This is a genomic window from Escherichia sp. B1147 (genome assembly GCF_001660175.1).
GTDB lineage: Bacteria > Pseudomonadota > Gammaproteobacteria > Enterobacterales > Enterobacteriaceae > Escherichia > Escherichia whittamii.
This window is the reverse complement of record NZ_LFHY01000008.1, coordinates 261,921-281,973: the sequence shown is the minus strand read 5'-3', so window position 1 is coordinate 281,973 and position 20,053 is coordinate 261,921. Positions and strand designations below refer to the sequence as shown.

General features: G+C 50.2%; 18 protein-coding genes. 3 read left to right on the top strand and 15 right to left on the bottom strand.

The features are described 5' to 3' along the window. Positions 1-16: 16 nt before the first annotated feature. The 9 genes from A9180_RS08645 to yiaK all read right to left on the bottom strand — a co-directional run bounded on the left by A9180_RS08645 (position 17) and on the right by yiaK (position 8,307). Positions 17-877, bottom strand: coding sequence for an L-ribulose-5-phosphate 3-epimerase (locus tag A9180_RS08645; RefSeq protein ID WP_064527919.1), 861 nt, complete (start codon positions 875-877; stop codon positions 17-19). Beyond that, positions 870-1,532 (bottom strand): 3-keto-L-gulonate-6-phosphate decarboxylase UlaD, encoded by a 663-nt coding sequence (gene ulaD, locus A9180_RS08640; protein ID WP_064527917.1) that lies wholly within the window; start codon positions 1,530-1,532, stop codon positions 870-872. Before ulaD ends, A9180_RS08645 begins: the two co-directional genes overlap by 8 nt. Beyond that, positions 1,529-3,025 carry an L-xylulokinase gene (gene lyxK / locus A9180_RS08635; protein ID WP_064527915.1) on the bottom strand — a complete coding sequence of 499 codons (1,497 nt, stop codon included), beginning with the start codon at positions 3,023-3,025 and terminating at the stop codon, positions 1,529-1,531. Before lyxK ends, ulaD begins: the two co-directional genes overlap by 4 nt. A gap of 3 nt (positions 3,026-3,028) precedes the next feature. After that, positions 3,029-4,015 (bottom strand): 2,3-diketo-L-gulonate TRAP transporter substrate-binding protein YiaO, encoded by a 987-nt coding sequence (gene yiaO, locus A9180_RS08630; RefSeq protein ID WP_064527913.1) that lies wholly within the window; start codon positions 4,013-4,015, stop codon positions 3,029-3,031. 12 nt (positions 4,016-4,027) lie between these two features. Continuing rightward, complete coding sequence (gene yiaN, locus A9180_RS08625) at positions 4,028-5,305, bottom strand: 2,3-diketo-L-gulonate TRAP transporter large permease YiaN (protein ID WP_064527912.1); 1,278 nt, start codon at positions 5,303-5,305, stop codon at positions 4,028-4,030. A 2-nt stretch (positions 5,306-5,307) separates the two neighbouring features. Then, positions 5,308-5,775: a 2,3-diketo-L-gulonate TRAP transporter small permease YiaM gene (yiaM, locus tag A9180_RS08620; RefSeq protein WP_064527910.1), complete on the bottom strand. Its 468-nt coding sequence runs from the start codon at positions 5,773-5,775 to the stop codon at positions 5,308-5,310. Between the two features lie 114 nt (positions 5,776-5,889). After that, a complete protein-coding gene (locus tag A9180_RS08615) occupies positions 5,890-6,810 on the bottom strand; it encodes a DUF4862 family protein (protein WP_064527908.1) in 921 nt (306 codons plus the stop codon). A gap of 22 nt (positions 6,811-6,832) precedes the next feature. Beyond that, positions 6,833-7,297: a YhcH/YjgK/YiaL family protein gene (locus A9180_RS08610; protein WP_064527906.1), complete on the bottom strand. Its 465-nt coding sequence runs from the start codon at positions 7,295-7,297 to the stop codon at positions 6,833-6,835. An 11-nt stretch (positions 7,298-7,308) separates the two neighbouring features. After that, on the bottom strand, positions 7,309-8,307 hold the full coding sequence (gene yiaK, locus A9180_RS08605; RefSeq protein ID WP_064527904.1) for a 3-dehydro-L-gulonate 2-dehydrogenase: 999 nt from the start codon (positions 8,305-8,307) through the stop codon (positions 7,309-7,311). A gap of 216 nt (positions 8,308-8,523) precedes the next feature. Between yiaK and yiaJ the strand changes: the two genes are divergently transcribed. Both yiaJ and A9180_RS08595 read left to right on the top strand, forming a co-directional pair. After that, positions 8,524-9,357: an IclR family transcriptional regulator YiaJ gene (gene yiaJ / locus A9180_RS08600; protein ID WP_064527903.1), complete on the top strand. Its 834-nt coding sequence runs from the start codon at positions 8,524-8,526 to the stop codon at positions 9,355-9,357. Positions 9,358-9,458: 101 nt separating this feature from the next. Continuing rightward, positions 9,459-9,932, top strand: coding sequence for a 4Fe-4S binding protein (locus A9180_RS08595; RefSeq protein WP_064527901.1), 474 nt, complete (start codon positions 9,459-9,461; stop codon positions 9,930-9,932). 142 nt (positions 9,933-10,074) lie between these two features. Here the strand turns inward: A9180_RS08595 and avtA are convergent, their stop codons facing one another. Both avtA and malS read right to left on the bottom strand, forming a co-directional pair. Next, a complete protein-coding gene (avtA, locus tag A9180_RS08585) occupies positions 10,075-11,328 on the bottom strand; it encodes a valine--pyruvate transaminase (protein WP_064527892.1) in 1,254 nt (417 codons plus the stop codon). Between the two features lie 174 nt (positions 11,329-11,502). Beyond that, positions 11,503-13,533, bottom strand: coding sequence for an alpha-amylase (gene malS, locus A9180_RS08580; RefSeq protein ID WP_064528033.1), 2,031 nt, complete (start codon positions 13,531-13,533; stop codon positions 11,503-11,505). 320 nt (positions 13,534-13,853) lie between these two features. On the opposite strand from malS, the gene A9180_RS08575 reads away from it, so the two are divergent. Continuing rightward, entirely contained in the window at positions 13,854-14,678 is an 825-nt protein-coding gene (locus A9180_RS08575) for a protein bax (RefSeq protein ID WP_064527890.1), read from the top strand. Positions 14,679-14,806: 128 nt separating this feature from the next. Here A9180_RS08575 and xylR read toward each other — a convergent pair whose 3' ends face one another. The 4 genes from xylR to xylF all read right to left on the bottom strand — a co-directional run bounded on the left by xylR (position 14,807) and on the right by xylF (position 19,833). After that, positions 14,807-15,985: a D-xylose utilization transcriptional activator XylR gene (xylR, locus tag A9180_RS08570; RefSeq protein WP_064527888.1), complete on the bottom strand. Its 1,179-nt coding sequence runs from the start codon at positions 15,983-15,985 to the stop codon at positions 14,807-14,809. A 77-nt stretch (positions 15,986-16,062) separates the two neighbouring features. Continuing rightward, complete coding sequence (gene xylH / locus A9180_RS08565; protein WP_064527887.1) at positions 16,063-17,244, bottom strand: xylose ABC transporter permease XylH; 1,182 nt, start codon at positions 17,242-17,244, stop codon at positions 16,063-16,065. Then, positions 17,222-18,763 (bottom strand): xylose ABC transporter ATP-binding protein, encoded by a 1,542-nt coding sequence (locus A9180_RS08560; protein ID WP_064528031.1) that lies wholly within the window; start codon positions 18,761-18,763, stop codon positions 17,222-17,224. Before A9180_RS08560 ends, xylH begins: the two co-directional genes overlap by 23 nt. A gap of 77 nt (positions 18,764-18,840) precedes the next feature. Further along, positions 18,841-19,833 carry a D-xylose ABC transporter substrate-binding protein gene (gene xylF, locus A9180_RS08555; RefSeq protein WP_064527884.1) on the bottom strand — a complete coding sequence of 331 codons (993 nt, stop codon included), beginning with the start codon at positions 19,831-19,833 and terminating at the stop codon, positions 18,841-18,843. Positions 19,834-20,053: the final 220 nt, after the last annotated feature.

Genomic DNA, 20,053 nt, shown 5'->3' with positions numbered 1-20,053 from the left:
GCCCCGGAGTGAGAGATTACTCGCCGAATCCAGCCTCTGACATGCGTTCTTCAATCCACCGCCGCGCCTGAATAATCTCCAGCACCGGCTCTTTGGCTTTTTCGGTCCACATCTCAATCAGAAATGATCCGCGATAGTTCAGTTCATGCAGCGTTTTGAAAATGCCAACAAAATCGACGCAGCCTTCGCCAAACGGCACGTCGCGGAACTGGCCTGGGCTTTGCTCGGTGACTGGTTGAGTATCTTTCAGGTGGATCGCGGCGATACGGTCAATGCCCAGTTTCAGTTCGGCGGGAACATCATTGCCCCAGGCGCTAAGATTGCCGACATCCGGGTAGACGGTGAACCACGGCGAGGCGAGCATCTTGTCCCACTTTTTCCATTTGCTGATGGAGTTCATAAACGCGGTATCCATAATCTCTACCGCCAGCATCACCTGCGCGGCAGCGGCCTGTTCGACCGCCCACGCCAGCCCTTCGGCAAACCGTTGCTGGGTGCCTTCGTCATGCTCTTCGTAATAGACGTCGTAACCCGCCAGCTGGATGGTGCGAATGCCGAGATCGCGTGCCAGACGAATCGCTTTGCTCATAATCTCCCGCGCCCGCTGACGTACCGCCTCGTCCCGGCTGCCAAAAGGGAAACGGCGATGTGCGGACAGACACATTGACGGAATGGCGACGCCCGTTTCGATCATCGCGGTAACCAGCGAGGCACGTTGCGCGGTGCTCCAGTCAAGGCGTGACAAACGTTCGTCAGTTTCATCTACCGACATTTCGACAAAATCAAAACCGCAGCTTTTTGCCAACACCAGCCGCTCCGGCCAGGAGAGATCTTTCGCCAGCGCCTTTTCATAAATCCCTAACGGATGATTACGCACGCGCGCCTCCCCAGATAGCGTCGATTTGTGCATGGAAATCGGCAGCCACCTGTGCCGGATTTATTGCGCCTGCCAACGCCCGCCCGGCAATAAACGCTTTCACGCGGATATCTTTAAATAGCGGCAGGTCGGCAGGCGTAATACCGCCGGTAATGGAAAGTTCAAGACCGATATCAGAAAGCGCTTTCATGCGTGCCAGATCGGCCTCGCTCCACTGCTGCCCGCTGGCCTGCGCATCACGACCACGATGATATATCGCCTGCCGCACGCCAATACGATGCCAGTCGCGGGCGTCGTCCAGCGTCCAGTTACCAAACAGCTCTATCTGGATTTCACCACCGCAACTCTGCGCCACAGCGTGGCCTTTTTCCACCGTCGCGAGCGGTGCAGCGCAGATAATGGTCATCCAGTTAGCGCCTGCAGTAAATGCTTGTTGAGCGAGCGTTTCACCAGCGTCGGCCACCTTCCAGTCGGCGACGATGATTTTGTCCGGGCACTGTTCACGCAAGGCCTTCACCGCGCCAATCCCTTCGTTTAAGCAGAGAATCGTGCCTGCTTCGACAATATCGACGCTGTCTTTTAACAGCGTAACGTCGCGCTGCGCGGCTTCAAGTGATGAATGGTCGAGGGCCAGTTGCAGAAGTGGTCTGCTCATAATGTGTGCTCCTTGATGCGGGCGTGATAACCCTGAAGTGCGGCAATGAGATGCTGATAGCGTTGATATTTTCGTTGGTAAAGCTGATGCGCAGTCATATCCGGCAGCAGGATGCGCACCGGGTGCTGTAAGTCACGTTGGGCTTCGCTGAAGTTGCAATAAACCCCGGTGCCGACGCGGGCGGCAAGCGCTGCGCCAAAACAGCCGGTTTCTTCGACCTGCGGCAGCTCGATACGCAGACCGCTGACGTCCGCCAACATTTGCATCCAGACATCGGAATGCGCCGGGCCGCCAGTGACGCGCAGGGTGTGCACATCAGTAAAACGTTCGCGCATCCGGTTGAGATGGGTCATATGGCTGAACACCACGCCTTCATAGATGGCCTGCAACAGGTTCGCGCGGGTGTGAATGGCCTGCATCCCGTAGAAACCGCTGGTCATCTCGAGTCCAGCGTTACTGCCGTACAGGAACGGCAGGAAAAACAGATCGCCACCGGCTTTCGGTAAGCTGGCAACGGCCCGATTAATCTCATCAAACGAGATTTCGCCCCACTGCGCGGTAAACCATTCGAGGTTGCCGGAAGAGGTGGGGCTGGCTTCGTGAACGATAAATTGACCATCATTAACGTAGCGGCCATAGACATACGGATGCGCTTCACCGTCACCTAAACCACTGGTTATGCCGCTGGTCACCGCCCAGGTGCCCATTACCGCATTGAGGGTGAATTCGTCTTCTATTCCGGCGCAGAGTGCGGTAGAAACCACATCAAACAAGCCGCCGACAACGGGCGTACCCGCTTGCAGACCGGTCAGTGCGGCTGTCTGAGCGGTGATTTCTCCGCAGATTTCGGCAGATCCAACCACAGGCGGCAGGGCGTGGTTGATTTCACTGATCCCCAGCCAGTCGGTGAGGCACGGGTCATATTGACCGCTGCTCATGTTGTAAAGATTGGATTCGGAAATATTGCTCTCTTCGCAGCCTTTGACGCCGGTTAAACACCAACGCAGATAGTCGTGCGTCATCATCACGCAGCCAATTTGTGCGTAGCGTTGCGGTTCGTGCACTTTAAGCCAGCGTAACAATGACACCGGATGCCCGGTCCACAAGGTTTGTCGGGTCAGCGGGTAGAGTTTTTCCGGGATGCCATCTTCCTGCCAGCGACGAACGATTTCCATCGCCCGGCGGTCAGAGGACAAAATGGCGTTACCGAGCGGTTTGTCGTTTTTATCCAGCAAAAATAAGCCTTTCCCTTGTGCAGAGATACCGATACCAACTATTTGTTCCCCGCTAACGCCGGAATGGGTAAGCAGGGAGCGAATGACAGCCATGCAGCATTGCCACAGTTCTGCCATATCGCGCTCTACCCAGCCTGGCTGTGGGCTTAATGCGCACAGCGGCAGGCGCTGCACGCCTGCCTCCCGGCCTTCGCGGTCATACAGCCCGGCTTTCAGCCAGCTACCGCCACAATCTAACCCCAGCCAGTATTGCGTCATGGTTTATTGCACCTCATCCACGGCTTTCAGCAGTTCTGCGCCCTGCGGAACATCTTTAACAAACATGTCGCGGACTTGAGTACCCAGTGCGTCGCTAAAGGCTTTGCGGTCAAGATCGGTAATCACTTCCACGCCTGCTTCTTTCATGCCGTCGATGATTTTTTGCTGATCTTTGGCAACCAGTTTGCGCTGGTAGTTACCCGCTTCTTGTGCAGATGAAATTAGCGCTTGCTGGAACTCCGGAGTTAAGCCATCAAACTTCGCTTTGTTGATCACCACCAGAAGTGGGGAATAGGCGTGGTGCGTCAGAGAAAGGTACTTCTGTACTTCATAAAATTTTGCTGACCAGACGACGTTGATCGGATGTTCCTGTGCGTCGATAGTGCGGGTTTCCAGCCCGGTATAGACTTCGGCAAACGGCATTGGGATCGGGTTAGCGCCAAAGACTTTGAATGCGGCGATATTCATCGGGCTATTGTTGGTGCGAATTTTCAGGCCTTTCAGGTCGGCAGGCGTTTTAACCGGTGCGCGTGAGTTGGTAACATCTCGCCAGCCGTTTTCCCAGTAAGCCAGTACTTTCAGCCCTTTATCTTCAAGGGAGACTTTCAGGTCATCACCGACTTTGCCGTCGAGCGTTTTATGCGCATGGGCGGTATCGCGGAACAGGAAAGGGACGTCGAGCAAGTTCATCACTGGTGATAATCCGGCAAAGTTATTCGAACCGGACATCTCCATATCAATAGTGCCGCCACGCACGCCGCTAATCATCGCCTGCGCATTGCCGAGGGTGCTGTCCGGGAACAGTTTTAATTTCAGTTCGCCTTTGGTTTTTTCCTGCAATAATTCATTGAATTTTTTGGCCGCAATATGTTGTGAATCGGTTTGTGATGTTTCATAACCGAAACGTAATGATTGTGCCGCCATTGATGACGTGCTGAATGCCGCCACTCCGGCAATTAATAATGCGTAGGTTACAGAACGTAATTTCATTATGATTTCCTTTTAACTCATCCATTTAAGAGGAGCGGTAATCAGCTCCGGTATAAAAATAAATAATGCTAACAACATGAATAAAACCATGACGTAAGGCGCAACGCCTTTTACCGCATCGTCAAATTTAAGTTTCGCCACGCCGCATATCACGTTAAGAACGTTACCCACCGGAGGCGTAATCAGTGATATTGAACAGTTGATAATAAACATGATGCCGAAATAGACCGGATCTATTCCCGCTTCTTTCACCAAGGGCATTAATACTGGGGTAAGAATTAATACGGTGGGCGTTAAGTCCATTACCGTACTGATCACCATAATAGCGAGCATAATGACGATGAATAATAAGCGAGGTGAATCAACCAACGGTTGTAATAGCTCCGATACCATCATGGGTAATTCGGCGATAGTAATAAGCCATGCAGATACCGCAGCAGAGGCCACCAGGAACATGACTACGGAAGTGGTTTTCGCCGCGTTGATCAGGACATGATAAAGCGTGGAGAAGGTCATTTCGCGATAGACCACCACCGAGACGAACAGGGCATAGAAGGCGGCAACCGCGCCTGCTTCGGTAGGTGTGAATAACCCCGAACGGAAACCGCCAATAATAATTATTGGTAAAAAGAGCGCCCAAATACCGGAAATTAAGGATTGCCAGACTTCCCGCAGTGAGGCTTTCGGCTGACAAGGTAAATTCAGTCGTTTTGCCTGCCACCACCAGGTAACCATCAGCGTGACGCCCATCATGATGCCCGGCGCGATACCCGCCATAAAAAGTTTACTGATGGAGAGCCCGCTGGAGACGCCGAAGATAATGAGTGGAATAGAGGGAGGGATAATGGCCGCAATAATACCGCCGGAACCGATAAGCCCGGCGGCGCGGTTTACCGGATAGTTGGCCTGACGCATCATCGGCACCAGCAGCGCCGCGACGGCTGCGGTATCAGCAACTGCAGAACCGGAAAGGCTTGCCATGATCATTGCCGCCAGCACGCCAACGTAACCCAGACCGCCAGGTCTGTGGCCCACCAGTTTCATCGGTAAATCGACAATACGTTGCGACAGGCCGCCCGCGTTCATGATCTCACCCGCCAGCACAAAGAAGGGGATCGCCAGCAGGGAGAAACTGTCTGCACCGTTGACCAGCGTTTGCGCCAGAATTTGCACATCAAAGATATCCATCCAGAACATCAATGAGATGCCGCACAGTAATAATGCCCAGGCGATGGGAACGCCAAGGGCGATAGCCCCTAACAAGCTGACAATAAATATAAGGATTGTCATCGTCAGGCTCCTTGTTGGTTTCGGCTGGGGGCACTTGTTAACTGCCGATATAAATGACGCAATTCCAGCATTGCGATAATCAGGCTGGTGGGGATAGCGGCGGCGTACATTAAACCAACGGGTACGCCAAGAATGGGGGATAAGTTGCTCCAGTCCTGCGCTGTTTTTTCTATTGCCCCCCAGGCCAGGCCCAGACACAGCAATAAAATAAGCGTATGCGTTAGAAACGAGACGCGTTGTTGGTTGGTGGGGGATAGTTTTTCGACTATAAAAGTGACCTGTACATGACTGTTGTCCATATAAGCAACAATAGCGCCAATAAAGGTTAACCAGACAAATAAAAGGCGAGATAATTCATCAATCGATAATATACTTGTGTGGAATCCATATCGAAGAATTATATTAATAAAAATAATACAAGACAGTATTGCGATGATGACCGCAAGAATGCCTTCGAGTATCCGTTTCATAACGAGTCCTTCTTGTTATGCCATATGTTTTCATTAATTGATGTTGTTGGTATTCGTAATATTTATTGGAAAACGACTAATAAGACATTCAGTGTGCTATTTAAGTGAAACGGATTAACGAGATTCATTCAGAGAGTGAATGCCGTTGCGTAATATTTCGATTCGATGTTGCACATCAGACGTCGCATTTATTTCTAGCAGCTTGATGCCAGAAAAATGCAATGTTGACGGTTTTGCTGCATTAAATAACTCGCGAACATGCTCTGTGGTCATCAGGCTTTCCGCACAGAATGGAGCAAACGGTGCGTGCAAATCCTGCCATTCGCCGTATGTTCCGTTTAACGTCGTACCAGAGAACATCAGTGCGCCGAGTTTTCCGGCCTGTTTCGCCATTTGGGTGTGCGTCAGCGGCAGCGTTGTATTGCGCCCTTCAATAGCGGAGCGCGCCCAGTTGATACAGATGCTGACGTCATAATCGGCAATGACCTGCAGGGCATTTTCTAAAGGCAGAAAACCTTTGCGGGGTGCTGAAGACGTCATGGCATCGCAGTGTTCCAGCACCAGTTTGCACGGCCAGTCCCAGCTGGCGATTTCTTTCAATGAGCGGGCAAAAGCGTCTGTCGCTTGCATAACATTGGGATTCGTTGCTAATGGTGCAGCCTGGATCTCCAGTGCGAGTACTTTATTTGCCGGCAATGAGTTTATTTTATTTAACAAGTGGCGATAGTACGCCACGCAGGCCTGACGTTGCTCTTCATCGCTGGAGGCGAGGCCAAAACCGTGGTTTTCGTTGCGGCGGCGCATGGTTTCCATCACAGCGGTGACGACAAATTTCCAGCTCTCCGGCGTATGACGGAGCAACCATTGGTCGCCCAGCGGGTGGAAGTTTTCCAGGCAGGGTTGTTCCAGCCCGAAAATATCGGGTGTATCAGATAATTGTCGCCAGAATTCCTTCTCTTCCTCTTCACTTCTTTGATGAAAAGAAGGTGCACAGGGATACGCACCGATAATATAACCGGCATTATTCGCTTTCATTTTGTGCTCCAGTAATAACTTTTTATAAAGCGCAGAGGGCCACTTTAACCACGATTTTCCGGATTGCCGTTGGGGCATTTTTATTACATGCCGGGCGGTGAACATCTTGCGGGAAGAAAATCGCGTAACTACCCGGTATCATTTCTATAAATGATTCATGTTCATTGTCGTGATAAAAAATAATATCGCGCTGTTCTAATAATTCTTCGCTGACTTTATTATTCCCCGTGTCAATGGAAATGCCGATTTTCTCTTCGCCCCACGCCAGAAACTGAATATCGATATACCGACGATGCACTTCTGGACGGTTTTCGATTTTATCTCGCGTCGTTAAATCGATAATTTGCGCAAAAATATTTTTGCCGTCGATTTCGACAACGCCCGGCTCCTGGGCGTTGAAGTTGGTAGTGCGCAGAAAATCGAGCGCCTTTTCAATGGCTGCGGGCAAACGGCACGGATTGGGCTGCGCGATATGTCCAAAGATCATGGCTTATCTCCTTATAACGCCTGAATTTTTGCCCATACGCTGTCATCAACGGTGATGCCGTTACGGCGATTTTCAGCCAGCAGGGTAGTAAATTCGTGGCCGGGTAAACGAATGGCCTGATTTTCGTCAGCGCGCTCGGCACTGGTAACGTAATCCATGATGCGTTGTAGCTTGGCGTCGCGGGTGGTGCCTTCGATCAGTTTGTCTACTTCAATGGCGATAAAGATTTGCGAAACGCCGTATTCGTCGCTGTTATCCTGGGTGACTTCTGCAACCGATGCGCCATCAGAAAGGAGAGTGGCGATCATATCCAGCACAATCGACATGCCGGAACCTTTCCAGTAACCCATTGGCAAAATGCGGCGGTTTTTCTCAATGACGCCCGGCTCTTTGGTTAGGTTGCCTTCATCGTCGAAGCCACCGTCTACAGGCAGCTCGCGACCCGCCAGGCGGTTTACTTCTAACATGCCGTAGGAGAACATCGACATCGACATATCGACCATCGTAATAGGTGAGGAAGGAATAGCGACGATCAGCGGATTGGTGCCGATACGACATTCTTTTGCACCCCACGGCGGCATCACTGCGATGGAGTTGGTCCAGCAGATGCCAATGTAGCCTTTCTCCGCCGCCTGCCAGCCGTAGCTGCCGCCACGCATCCAGTGGTTGGCATTACGTAACGCCACCAGGCCAATCCCATGATTTGCCGCCAGTTCAATGGCACGATCCATCATCTTTTTCGCCGTCAGGTTACCGATCGAACGCTGGGCGTCCCACTGCTCAATTGCGCCGAGGCTGGTCACGCGTTTTGGTTGGGCGTCAGGAATGATATCGCCATTATCCAGTTGCTGAATGAAGCGTGGGAAACGGTTAACGCCGTGAGAATAAACGCCGGACTCGGTGGTACGGGCGAACATCTCGGCGCAGGCATCAGCCGTTTCGTTGTCAACGCCACGTGAAACTAGTACCCGATTAAAGGCTGCTTTTAACTGCTCAAATGTCACTTTCATCCCTGTCTTCCTTGTGTTTGTTGATCGCTTTTTTAGCTTAAAATTCCACTATGCGAAATTTGATTTCAAATATATCGATCGCTTTTTAACAAAGCAATCCGCACCATGATTTTCAAAAATCATATAAATCAAATAGTTATAAATTATCTGTCGAGATCGTGAACTACGACACACTTTGCGTTACCATCAGGGCGCGATAAAAAGGGGAAGAAAGCGATGGGAAAAAAAGAGCACGAGTTGGCGCAGGAAAAAGAGCGCCCAGCTGGAAGTCAGAGCCTGTTTCGTGGGTTGATGCTGATTGAGATTTTGAGCAACTATCCAAACGGTTGCCCGCTAGCGTATCTTTCGGAACTGGCAGGTTTAAATAAGAGTACCGTCCATCGCTTATTGCAGGGATTACAATCCTGTGGCTATGTGACTACCGCGCCCGCCGCAGGGAGTTACCGCCTGACCACTAAATTTATTGCCGTCGGTCAGAAGGCGCTGTCTTCGCTAAATATTATTCATATTGCTGCGCCGCATCTTGAGACGCTGAACATTGCCACCGGTGAAACCATTAACTTCTCCAGCCGCGAAGATGATCACGCTATTTTGATTTATAAACTCGAGCCCACCACCGGAATGCTGCGTACCCGCGCCTATATTGGCCAGCATATGCCGCTCTACTGTTCGGCGATGGGCAAAATCTACATGGCATTTGGTCACCCGGACTACGTGAAGTCGTACTGGGAAAGCCATCAGAATGAAATCCAGCCGTTAACCCGCAACACCATTACCGAGTTACCCGCGATGTTCGACGAACTGGCGCACATTCGTGAAAGCGGAGTCGCGATGGACAGAGAAGAAAATGAGCTCGGCGTCTCCTGTATTGCTGTTCCAGTATTTGATATTCATCGACGGGTGTCGTATGCCGTGTCGATTTCGCTTTCGACATCACGGTTGAAACAGGTGGGGGAGAAGAATCTTCTGAAACCACTGCGTGAAACCGCTCGGGCTATCTCTAATGAACTGGGATTTACTGTCAGGGACGACCAGGGCGCGATCACATAACGCTTTAGACAGGTGACAGAACTTTAACATATCCTTCGTTGGATCAAAGCAGTAGGGGGGCGCTCTCTGGCACTCTGCTGTTTTAGTGCAAAGGAGTGATCATGAACCGGTTTATTATTGCGGATGCGACGAAATGTATCGGTTGCCGTACCTGTGAAGTGGCTTGCGCGGTGTCGCATCAGGAAAATCAGGATTGCGCTGCGTTGTCGCCGGGCGAGTTTATTTCGCGAATTCGTGTCATCAAAGACCATACCTGGACCACGGTAGTTGCCTGTCATCAGTGTGAAGATGCGCCGTGTGCGAATGTCTGCCCTGTGGCGGCGATTCGCCGCGAACATGGGCATATCTTCGTTGAACAATCACGTTGTATTGGCTGTAAAAGCTGCATGGTGGCTTGCCCGTTTGGCGCGATGGAGGTGGTTTCGGCGCGCACAAAGGCGAGGGCAATTAAGTGCGATCTGTGCTGGCATCGGGCGACGGGACCGGCCTGTGTTGAAGCCTGCCCGACAAAGGCGTTGCAGTGTATGGATGTCGAAAAAATCCAGCGTCAACGGTTACAGCAGCAACCTGTTTGAGATGCTATTCAGTTTGTTGACACAGTGCGCTTTGTTTATGCCGGATGCGGCGTAAACGCCTTATCCGGCCTACAAAATATCGCAAATTCAATATATTGCAGAAATTCTGTAGGCCTGATAAGCGCAGCGCATCAGGCTATTTTTAATGGCTTTCAGCCCAGGCGTTTTCAATCTCTTCTGCCAGAATCTTCACGCCCGCCTCAATTTTCTCCGGATCCGGCACGTAGTTCATGCGCATACATTGATGTGTATGCGGCCACGGTTTATCCAGCCCCGGGAAGAAGTTGTGGCCCGGCACCATCAGCACGCCGCGTGCTTTCAGGCGCTGGTAGAGTTGCTCGGTGGTAATCGGCAAATCCTTAAACCATAACCAGAGGAATATTGCCCCTTCTGGTTTATGAATAAGGCAGCGATCTTCCGGTAAATAGCGGCGAATGATGGCGATAGTTTCCTGAACACGCTGGTAATAGAACGGCTTGATGACCGTTTCTGACAGGCGCAGCAGATCGTTACGCTTTATCATTTCACACATCATCGCCGGACCAATGCCGCCAGGCGCGAGGCTGATAATGCCGTTCATATTAGTGATGGCGGTGATGATTTTTTCATTGGCGATGATAATGCCGCAGCGCGAACCAGGTAGACCTAGCTTGGAAAGGCTCATGCATAGCACGATATTCGGATTCCACAGCGGGCGCGCTTCGCTGAAGATGATGCCCGGGAAAGGGACGCCATAGGCGTTATCAATCACCAGCGGGATCCCGTGCTGATTCGCCAGCGCATCCAGCTTCAGCAACTCTTCATCGGTTATCACATTACCTGTTGGGTTCGTCGGTCGCGAGACACAAATCATCCCCGTCTCTTCGCCAATGTGCAGATGTTCGAAATCGACGTGATATTTAAACTGGCCCTCTGGCAGTAGTTCGATATTCGGGCGCGTAGAGACAAACAGATCCTCTTCCAGCCCGGCATCCGCGTAGCCAATATATTCCGGTGCCAGCGGGAACAATACTTTTTTGACCCGGCCATCGGCACGGCGTCCGGCAAACAGGTTAAATAAGTAGAAAAAGGCGCTCTGGCTACCATTTGTTAGTGCAATATTCTGTGGTTCGATATCCCAACCCAGCTTCTCGCGTAACATACCGGCAAGCAGAGACAGCAGCTCCGTTTTCCCCTGTGGCCCATCGTAATTGCACAGCGCATCAGTGGCTTTGCCACTTTCCAGCATGTCGGATAGCAGCGTCTGGAAATAGTCCTGCATTTCCGGGATCTGCGCCGGATTGCCACCGCCAAGCATAATCGCGCCGGGGGTGCGTAAACCGTCATTCAGATCTTCCATCAGCAGCGTAATGCCGGAGTGGCGGGTAAATTTGTCACCAAAAAGGGAGAATGTCATAGCGGGATATCTGTCGAACTCTGTAGCAAGGAAGGTAACAATAACGCTACATTTGCCAGGGTGCAAATCACGCTGCGGACGGTGGATTGACACTTTATGCTGTAGTTTTCGATTAGGTTGGTATTTTAGGCTGGATGGCTTCCCGACGTACTGCCGCACGGGAAGCCAGAAAAATTACCGTTGCCCCGCCCAGACGACCATTACTTTATCGTCGCCGTGTTCACGGACAAATCCGTACCCCTGTTTCAGCGAAATCGCCGTTTGTTTGCCTGCGCCAATAGCTGGATGTCGTGCGCGGAACTGACTGATGCGTTGCCAGTGTGCGACGCTGGCGGCAGATTTACTGCTGATATCCTGCCAGTTCATATCAGAACGTGTGCCTTGTAGGGGATCAGAACCGGTAGGACCGAACGGACGTAAGGATTCATCACCATAAAAGATTTGTACTGCACCTGGCGCGAGTAACAATAACTCAGCTGCTTTGTCGCCCCCTTCGCGGAACAAGCGGGTATCATGTGAGGATAGGTAGCTCAACACGTTGAAATCTTGCAATTTCTCTGCCATTTGCTGCCAGGTGGTATCCATCTGAGCCAGGCAATCGACCGCTTTCGCCGCCTGTTCCTGATAATCAAAATTGATCATCGCGTCGAATCCGTGGCGATAGTAGTCGCTTTGCATTACGCCGTGACCCCAGGCCTCGCCGGTCATCCAGAAAGGTTTGTCATCTAACGCTTTCTCGGGGTTAGCTTTTTTCCATTCGTGAAGTGCGGCGCTGGCCTGAGTTTTCAGTTGCTGCCAGGCGGGCAATTCAACATGTTTAGCGGTATCGACCCGAAAACCATCAATACCGTAGTCGTGGACCCATTGGCTTAACCAGAGGGTTAAGTAATCGCGTGGCGTATAGCCGTCGATGGCTTTGGCGTGGGTATTCAGTTTGTTTTTATAGAACACCGGCAGACCAGAAGCGGTGGTGGATTCTGTTTTGATATCCGGCAAAAAGGCCAGCGACATGGTGAGATCGTCGAATCCAGGATTGTCGTAATCGCCGATATCCGTTCTGATCCAATTTTTCCCCCACCATTTATCCCAGCCAGCTTTGTCGCTGAAATTGATGTAATCGTTAAAACTATGCCAGGTTTGCCCGGCGGCGGGCTTCCAGTCGTTCCAGCGGTCACCCAGCGTTTTTTTCAGCTCATCACCAGAAAGGTATAACGCACCAAACTGATACTCCTGCATATCCGCCAGCGTGGCATAGCCAGTATGGTTCATCACCACATCAAAAATAATGCGGATACCGCGCTGGTGCGCGCCGTCAACCAGCGCACGCATATCGGCTTCGTTGCCCATATTTGCATCAAGATTCGTCCAGTCCTGTGTGTAATAACCGTGGTAGGCATAATGCGGGAAATCGCCTTTTGTACCACCGCCCACCCAGCCGTGAATTTGCTCAAACGGGGCGCTGATCCATAAAGCATTGACGCCCAGCTGCTGGAGATAATCCAGTTTGTTGGTCAGGCCGCGTAAATCGCCGCCGTGAAAAGTGCCAATTTCCGCCATACCGTCTTTATGACGACCGTAGCTCTGGTCATTGCTGGGATCGCCGTTTTCGAAACGGTCTGTCAGCACAAAGTAAACGGTGGCGTTATGCCAGTCGAAAGGGGCCGAGGTGTCAGTTTCTGCCCGTTCCAGTAGTAGTAAGCCGTTACTGGTGGCGGCAGGTTGTAATGTTATTTGGCCGTTTTTCACCGTCGTGATTTGCTGGCTGTAATAATCCCGGACTGCCGCACCTTCCGGGAAGGTGGCACTGACATCAAGCGTAAGTGGTCGTCCATCCCATTTCGGGCATTCACGGAGCTGGTTTGCTACCGGTTCGGCGTTGTTCTGGAGAGAAATCATCAACGTTGGCGTGCCGGAGCGGGTATCTATTTGCAGCGTATATTCACCGTTCCTGAACAATCGCCACTGGGGGGGCGTGCTATCGCAAGGTTTGAGAGAAAGCATCTGATTGAGTTTTATCGCATCCGCAGGCTGCCAGCACTGTTGGTTAAAATTTAGCGTTAGCGGTCGCGTACCTTTGGTCAGCTGCGCGTGACTAACAAATGTTCCTGTGCTTTGTTCAGCAAAGATGGGAAATCCCTGAGATGTCCAGTCGGCAGCAATGGCAACACCGGGCAGGAGTATCAGAAAACAGGCGGCAAGTTTCATAACGGGTGAGTCCTTGTTGCTGCGAATTTCACCAGTTTGCCAGTGATAATGCTGGTAAAACTCCTCCCTGATGCTCATTGCACCAGGATGAGACGAAAGGGGGAGTAGTTCACCTGAGATTTAAGCTTATTTTTTGCGATAAACCCCACATTTTCTGCGATTTAGCGCCAATCTGAACGGTTTATACGTGACATAGTTTCAGATTTGGACTATTCCTTGGGGTGCGTTTGACCGCTATTTTTGATATGATTTGAGATTCAACTCTCAAATTTGTGAAAAATATAAGGCGTTGGAATGATTAAATCCGACCAGGAGAACTGATGATTTTGACTCCCATACGACGATATGGGGCGATGATTCTTATGTTACTCACTCTGATGTTTTCGAGTGAGGTGTTAGCGAAAACGCACACGACAACAGCGAGTCAAAAGTCCCACATAACCAAAGCTAGTAATAAACAGGTAAGCAGTAAACAAGAGTATTCTCGCAATAGTGCAAAGAGTAGTTCACTTCCTGATTTGCGAAAATACCCTTCCGGAACACCAAGGAAAAAAGCGTTTCTCCGGACTGTAATGCCCTATATTACCAGCCAAAATGCTGCCATTACGGCGGAACGTAACTGGCTGATTTCAAAGCAGTACCAGGGTCAATGGTCACCTTCAGAGCGTGCACGTCTGCAAGACATTGCCAAACGCTATAAGGTGAAGTGGTCTGGTAATACACGAAAAATCCCGTGGAATACGCTACTTGAACGCGTAGACATTATCCCGACCAGTATGGTGGCGACGATGGCTGCGGCAGAAAGTGGTTGGGGTACGTCGAAGCTGGCGCGTAACAACAACAACCTGTTTGGCATGAAGTGCATGAAAGGGCGTTGTACCAATGCGCCGGGTAAAGTGAAGGGCTACTCACAGTTCAGTTCTGTAAAAGAATCGGTGAGCGCCTATGTCACTAACCTGAATACGCATCCGGCTTATGCTTCTTTCCGCAAATCACGTGCACAATTGCGTAAAGCGGATCAGGAAGTTACCGCTACGGCGATGATTCATAAGCTGAAAGGTTATTCCACGAAAGGACAGAGTTATAACAACTACCTGTTCGCGATGTACCAGGATAACCAGCGGTTAATCGCTGCGCATATGTAATTGCATTCCCTCGAGCCTTATCCGGCTTGTTGGTCGGATAAGGCTTTTGCTCGCATCAGGTGGTTGTGCTGCGTTACCTGATGCGACGCTGGCGCGTCTTATCATGCCAGGCGGCTTTTCCCCTCCCGCTACAACATGACCTCGCTATTTACATCGCGATACTCTTTTGGCGTCGTGTCATACGCTTTTTTAAATACAGAGTAGAAATATTGCAGCGATGGATAACCACACATTTGCGATATCTCATTGATCGACAAGGTAGTAGAAATCAGCAGGCTGCGCGCTTTTTCCAGCTTCTCGGCATGAATCATTGCGTGAATAGTTTCACCTACTTCTTCTTTAAACCGTTTCTCAAGATTGGATCTCGATATGCCCACCGCATCCAGCACCTGATCCACTTTAATCCCTTTGCAGGCGTGATTACGAATGTAATGCATGGCCTGAATAACAGCCGGGTCGGTCAACGAACGGTAATCCGTAGAACGCCGTTCAATGACGCGTACTGGTGGGACCAAAATCCGCTGCAACGGCATCGCTTCTTTATCTAACAACCGATGCAGAAGTTTTGCCGCCTGATAGCCCATGTGCCGCGCACCCTGGGCAACCGAAGAAAGCGCGACGCGAGAAAGATAGCGGGTCAGCTCTTCGTTATCGATGCCAATTACGCATAGTTTTTCCGGTACGGGAATATGCAGATGCTCGCAAACTTGCAGAATATGCCGCGCCCGAGCGTCAGTAACGGCAATAATTCCGGTTTGCGGTGGCAGCGTTTGCAACCAGTCGGCCAACCGGTTTTGCGTGTGCTGCCAGTTTTCTGGTGCTGTTTCCAACCCCTGATAAACGACACCACGGTACTTTTCCTCAGCAACGAGCTGGCGAAAAGCATATTCGCGTTCGGCTGCCCATCTTTTGCCACTCGACTCTGGCAGACCATAAAAAGCAAAGCGGTTAACGCCTTTTTCTTTTAAGTGCAAAAATGCGCTTTCAACCAGCGCATAGTTATCAGTGGCAATGTAATGTACGGGCGGGTAGCTTTCTGCCAGGTGATACGAGCCGCCAACCCCGACAATGGGGACGTCAACATCAGCCAACGCTTGCTCGATTTGGTTATCGTCAAAGTCGGCAATAACGCCATCTCCTAACCAGTCCTTGATTTTATCAATGCGGGCGCGGAAATCTTCTTCAATGAAAATATCCCATTCCGATTGTGACGCCTGTAAATATTCCCCCACACCTTCTACAACTTGACGGTCATAGGCTTTATTAGCATTGAACAGTAATGTGATTCGGTGACGTTTAGTAAACATGGTTCTTTTCCTGCTGAATCATGCAAAAACTCAGAACCGGCAACACGTTACCGGTTTTGAGAAAATTTTTATCAAAATCAGGAACGGCGTTTGGTTGCGGAGTCCATCCATACTGCCAGCAACAGAATCGCACCTTTGACGATATACTGCCAGAAGGTCGGAACATCCATCATACTCATGCCGTTATCCAGCGAAGCCATGATGAATGCCCCCATCACAGCCCCCGCAACACTCCCTACGCCGCCAGCCAGACTGGTGCCGCCAATCACGCAGGCTGCAATCGCGTCCAGCTCGGCGATATTACCGGCAGAAGGCGAGCCTGCGCCAAGCCGCGAACTGAGAATTAACCCAGCGATGGCCACCATCAAACCGTTGATAGCAAACACGGCAAGTTTGGTGCGTTCTACGTTAATCCCGGAGAGTCGCGCTGCTTCCAGATTGCCGCCAATAGCGTAAATGCGCCGCCCGAAGGCTGTCCTTGTTGCCATAAACATGCCGCCGAGTAACAGTAACGTCAGCAGCAGGACCGGAGTAGGAACGCCACGGTAATCATTCAGCAGCCAGATTGCGCCTAATACGATGATGGCGGTCAAAGCCTGACGACCGACCACCGCTGTAGATGCCGGAGACTGTAAACCCAAAGCCTGTCGGCGCATTCTTCCACGCCATTGCCAGCCGACAAAAGCCATTAAGCCAAGCGCGCCGATGATGAAACCGGTGCTGGCGGGTAGATAGCTTTGCCCAATTTGTGACATTGCGGCGCTGGTGGGGGAAACCGTCGTGCCGTTGGTGATACCAATAAGGATGCCGCGAAATGCCAACATACCTGCCAGGGTGACAATAAATGAAGGCACTTTGCGGTACGCGACCCACCAACCATTCCAGGCGCCGAGAAGCAGGCCCAGAACTAGCGTCACAATGATGGTGAATGGTAGAGGCCAGCCTAACCAGACGTCGCAGATAGCAGCGACGCCGCCTAATAGCCCCATCATCGAGCCGACCGAGAGGTCGATTTCGGCAGAAATTATGACAAACACCATCCCTACCGCAAGGATGCCGGTAATCGCGGTCTGGCGCAGCAAGTTGGAGACGTTACGGGCGCTTAGATAGGCACCGTCAGTAGTCCAGGTAAAGAACAGCATGATAGCGATGATTGCTGCAATCATCACGAAGACTTGTAAATTCAGTGATTTCAGCACAGAGAAGCCACCGGATGTCGGTACGGCTAATTTCACTTCAGACGGATTGCTTTTCGACATGATGTTCGCTCCTCAATGCGGCTTCCATCACCTGCTCCTGAGTCAGGTTATGATTTTTCAGGTTGGCTTTTAGTTTCCCTTCATGCATCACCAGTACGCGATCGCTAAGACCAAGCACTTCAGGTAATTCAGAAGAGATGACAATAACGGCGATACCCTGCTGGACGAGTTGGTTAATTAATTTGTAGATCTCGTATTTCGCGCCAATATCGATACCCCTGGTAGGTTCATCAAGAATGAGAATGCGCGGGTTGAGTAACAGACAGCGCGCCAGGATCGCTTTTTGCTGATTGCCACCGCTTAAACGTCCAATAGCAAGGTCGGGGGAAGATGTTTTCACTTTGAGTTGCTGGATGGATTCCAGAATACATTTTTGCTCTGCGGCATCATCAAGTTGGCTAATACCCCCGGTAAATTTATTGAGTGCGGCAAGGGTAATATTTTTACCAACCGCCATTACTGGAACGATGCCGTCGCGTTTTCTGTCTTCTGGCACCATCGCAATACCCTGGGCGATGGCTTGCTGGCAATTACGAATATCCACTTGTTTGCCATCAATATAGATTTCCCCTTCCCATTGCCCGGGCCAAACACCAAAAAGGCATTGAATAGTTTCGGTGCGACCAGCGCCAACCAGTCCGGCAATCCCCAGTATTTCGCCACGTTTCAGGGAAAACGAGACATCGTTAACCCGTTTAATATGACGATTAACCGGATGCCATGCCGTCAGGTGCTCGATACGTAATATTTCATCGCCAGTAGTATGCGGTTCGTTTGGGTAAAGTGCCGTTAATTCTCGCCCAACCATCATGGTGATAATATCGTCTTCGCTCATTCCGACTGCATCACGCGTACCTATGTGCTGACCGTCGCGAATAACACAAATTGTGTCGGAAATCGCTTTGACTTCGTTGAGCTTGTGAGAAATATAGATACAGGCGATGCCGTGTTGTTGCAGATCGCGAATAATATCCAGTAAAACTGTGGTTTCCAGCTCAGTTAATGAGGCTGTCGGTTCATCGAGAATTAATAAACGCACCTGTTTATTGAGTGCCTTGGCAATTTCAACGAGTTGTTGTTGCCCAAGCCCTAAATCACCAACGCGGGTATCTGGTGAAATGGATAAGCTGACTTGCGCTAACAGTTTCTGACAGCGTAGCGTCATCAGGTCATAATCCATAATCCCATTGCGGGTTATCTCATTGCCAAGAAAGATATTTTCCAGCACGGTCAACTCTTTCACCAATGCTAATTCCTGGTGAATGATGGCGATACCTTTGCGTTCGGTATCACGGATGTGACTTGCCTGTATTACTTCACCAGCAAAAGTAATTTCGCCTTCGTAACTGCCAAAGGGATAAATTCCGCATAGCACTTTCATTAATGTTGATTTACCAGAACCGTTCTCACCACAAAGTGAGACGATCTCACCAGCATTTAGCCGCAAACTGACGTTATCTATCGCCTTTACGCTGCCGAAAGATTTGGTAATGCTCTTCATTTCAAGTAGATAAGACATAACGACTCCACCTAAGCCAATCAGTTCATGCGGCATGGAGAGAAATCACGTCCCTGTTATCGACAGGGACGTAACGCTTAAAGCTCGCTCTCTTGGTGGAAACCGTCTTTAATCACCGTGTTTTTGATGTTGTTTTTATTCACATCAATAGGTGTCAGCAGGCGGGATGGCACATCTTTCAGCCCATTATTCAGCGTGGTATCTGCTTTAGGTTGTTGATTGTTACCCAGTTCAACGGCAATTTCTGCAGCAGTATTTGCCAGTAGAGTAATCGGTTTATACACCGTCATGGTTTGCGTACCCGCAGCAATACGTTTAATGCCGGCGAGATCTGCATCCTGGCCGGAAATGGCGACTTTCCCTGATAAACCTTGCGCGCTTAACGCCTGAATCGCCCCGCCAGCAGTAGCATCGTTAGAAGCAACAACAGCGTCAATTTTGTTATTGTTGGCGGTCAACGCGTTTTCCATAATTTTCAGCGCGTTTTCTGGTAACCAGCCATCAACCCATTGGTCACCGACGACTTTAATTTTCCCGGAGTCGACGTAAGGTTTTAATACTTTCATTTGCCCGGCGCGGAAAAGCTTGGCGTTGTTATCTACCGGAGAGCCGCCCATCAGGAAATAATTTCCTTGCGGGACGATATCGACCAGCGCTTTTGCTTGTAGTTCGCCCACTTTTTCGTTATCGAAAGAAATATAAAAGTCGATATCAGCATCATTAATCATGCGGTCGTAAGCTAATACTTTAATACCTTCTTGTTTTGCCTCTTTTACAACGTTACTTAATACCTGTCCGTTATACGGAATAATGACAAGAACATCGACTCCCCGGTTAATCATGTTTTCAATCTGCGACATTTGAGTTTCTTCATTACCATTTGCAGACTGCACAAATACTTTTGCGCCGAGAGATTCAGCTTTTTTCACGAAAATATCCCGGTCTTTCTGCCAGCGCTCAAGACGGAGATCATCAATAGCCATACCGATTTTGACTTCTTTGGCATGTGCCGCAACGTTGGTTAGCAGAAGTGATGTGCACAGGGTGAGTAAAATGTTCTTTATTTTCATGGTTCAGAGGCCTTCTTTTGTTAGAGGGTAGCTTTAAAAAGTAACAATCACCGCGTTAAACGTAACCAAGTTTTAGCAACTAAATAGGGGAAAACAATTACAGATTTTTATCTTTCGATTATGATTTTTAGTTTATTTCTTGATTTATGACCGAGATCTTATTTTTGTTGGTTAATCGAATTTGTTGCATTTTTCTCTTCGAGTAATTACCCAATTTCAT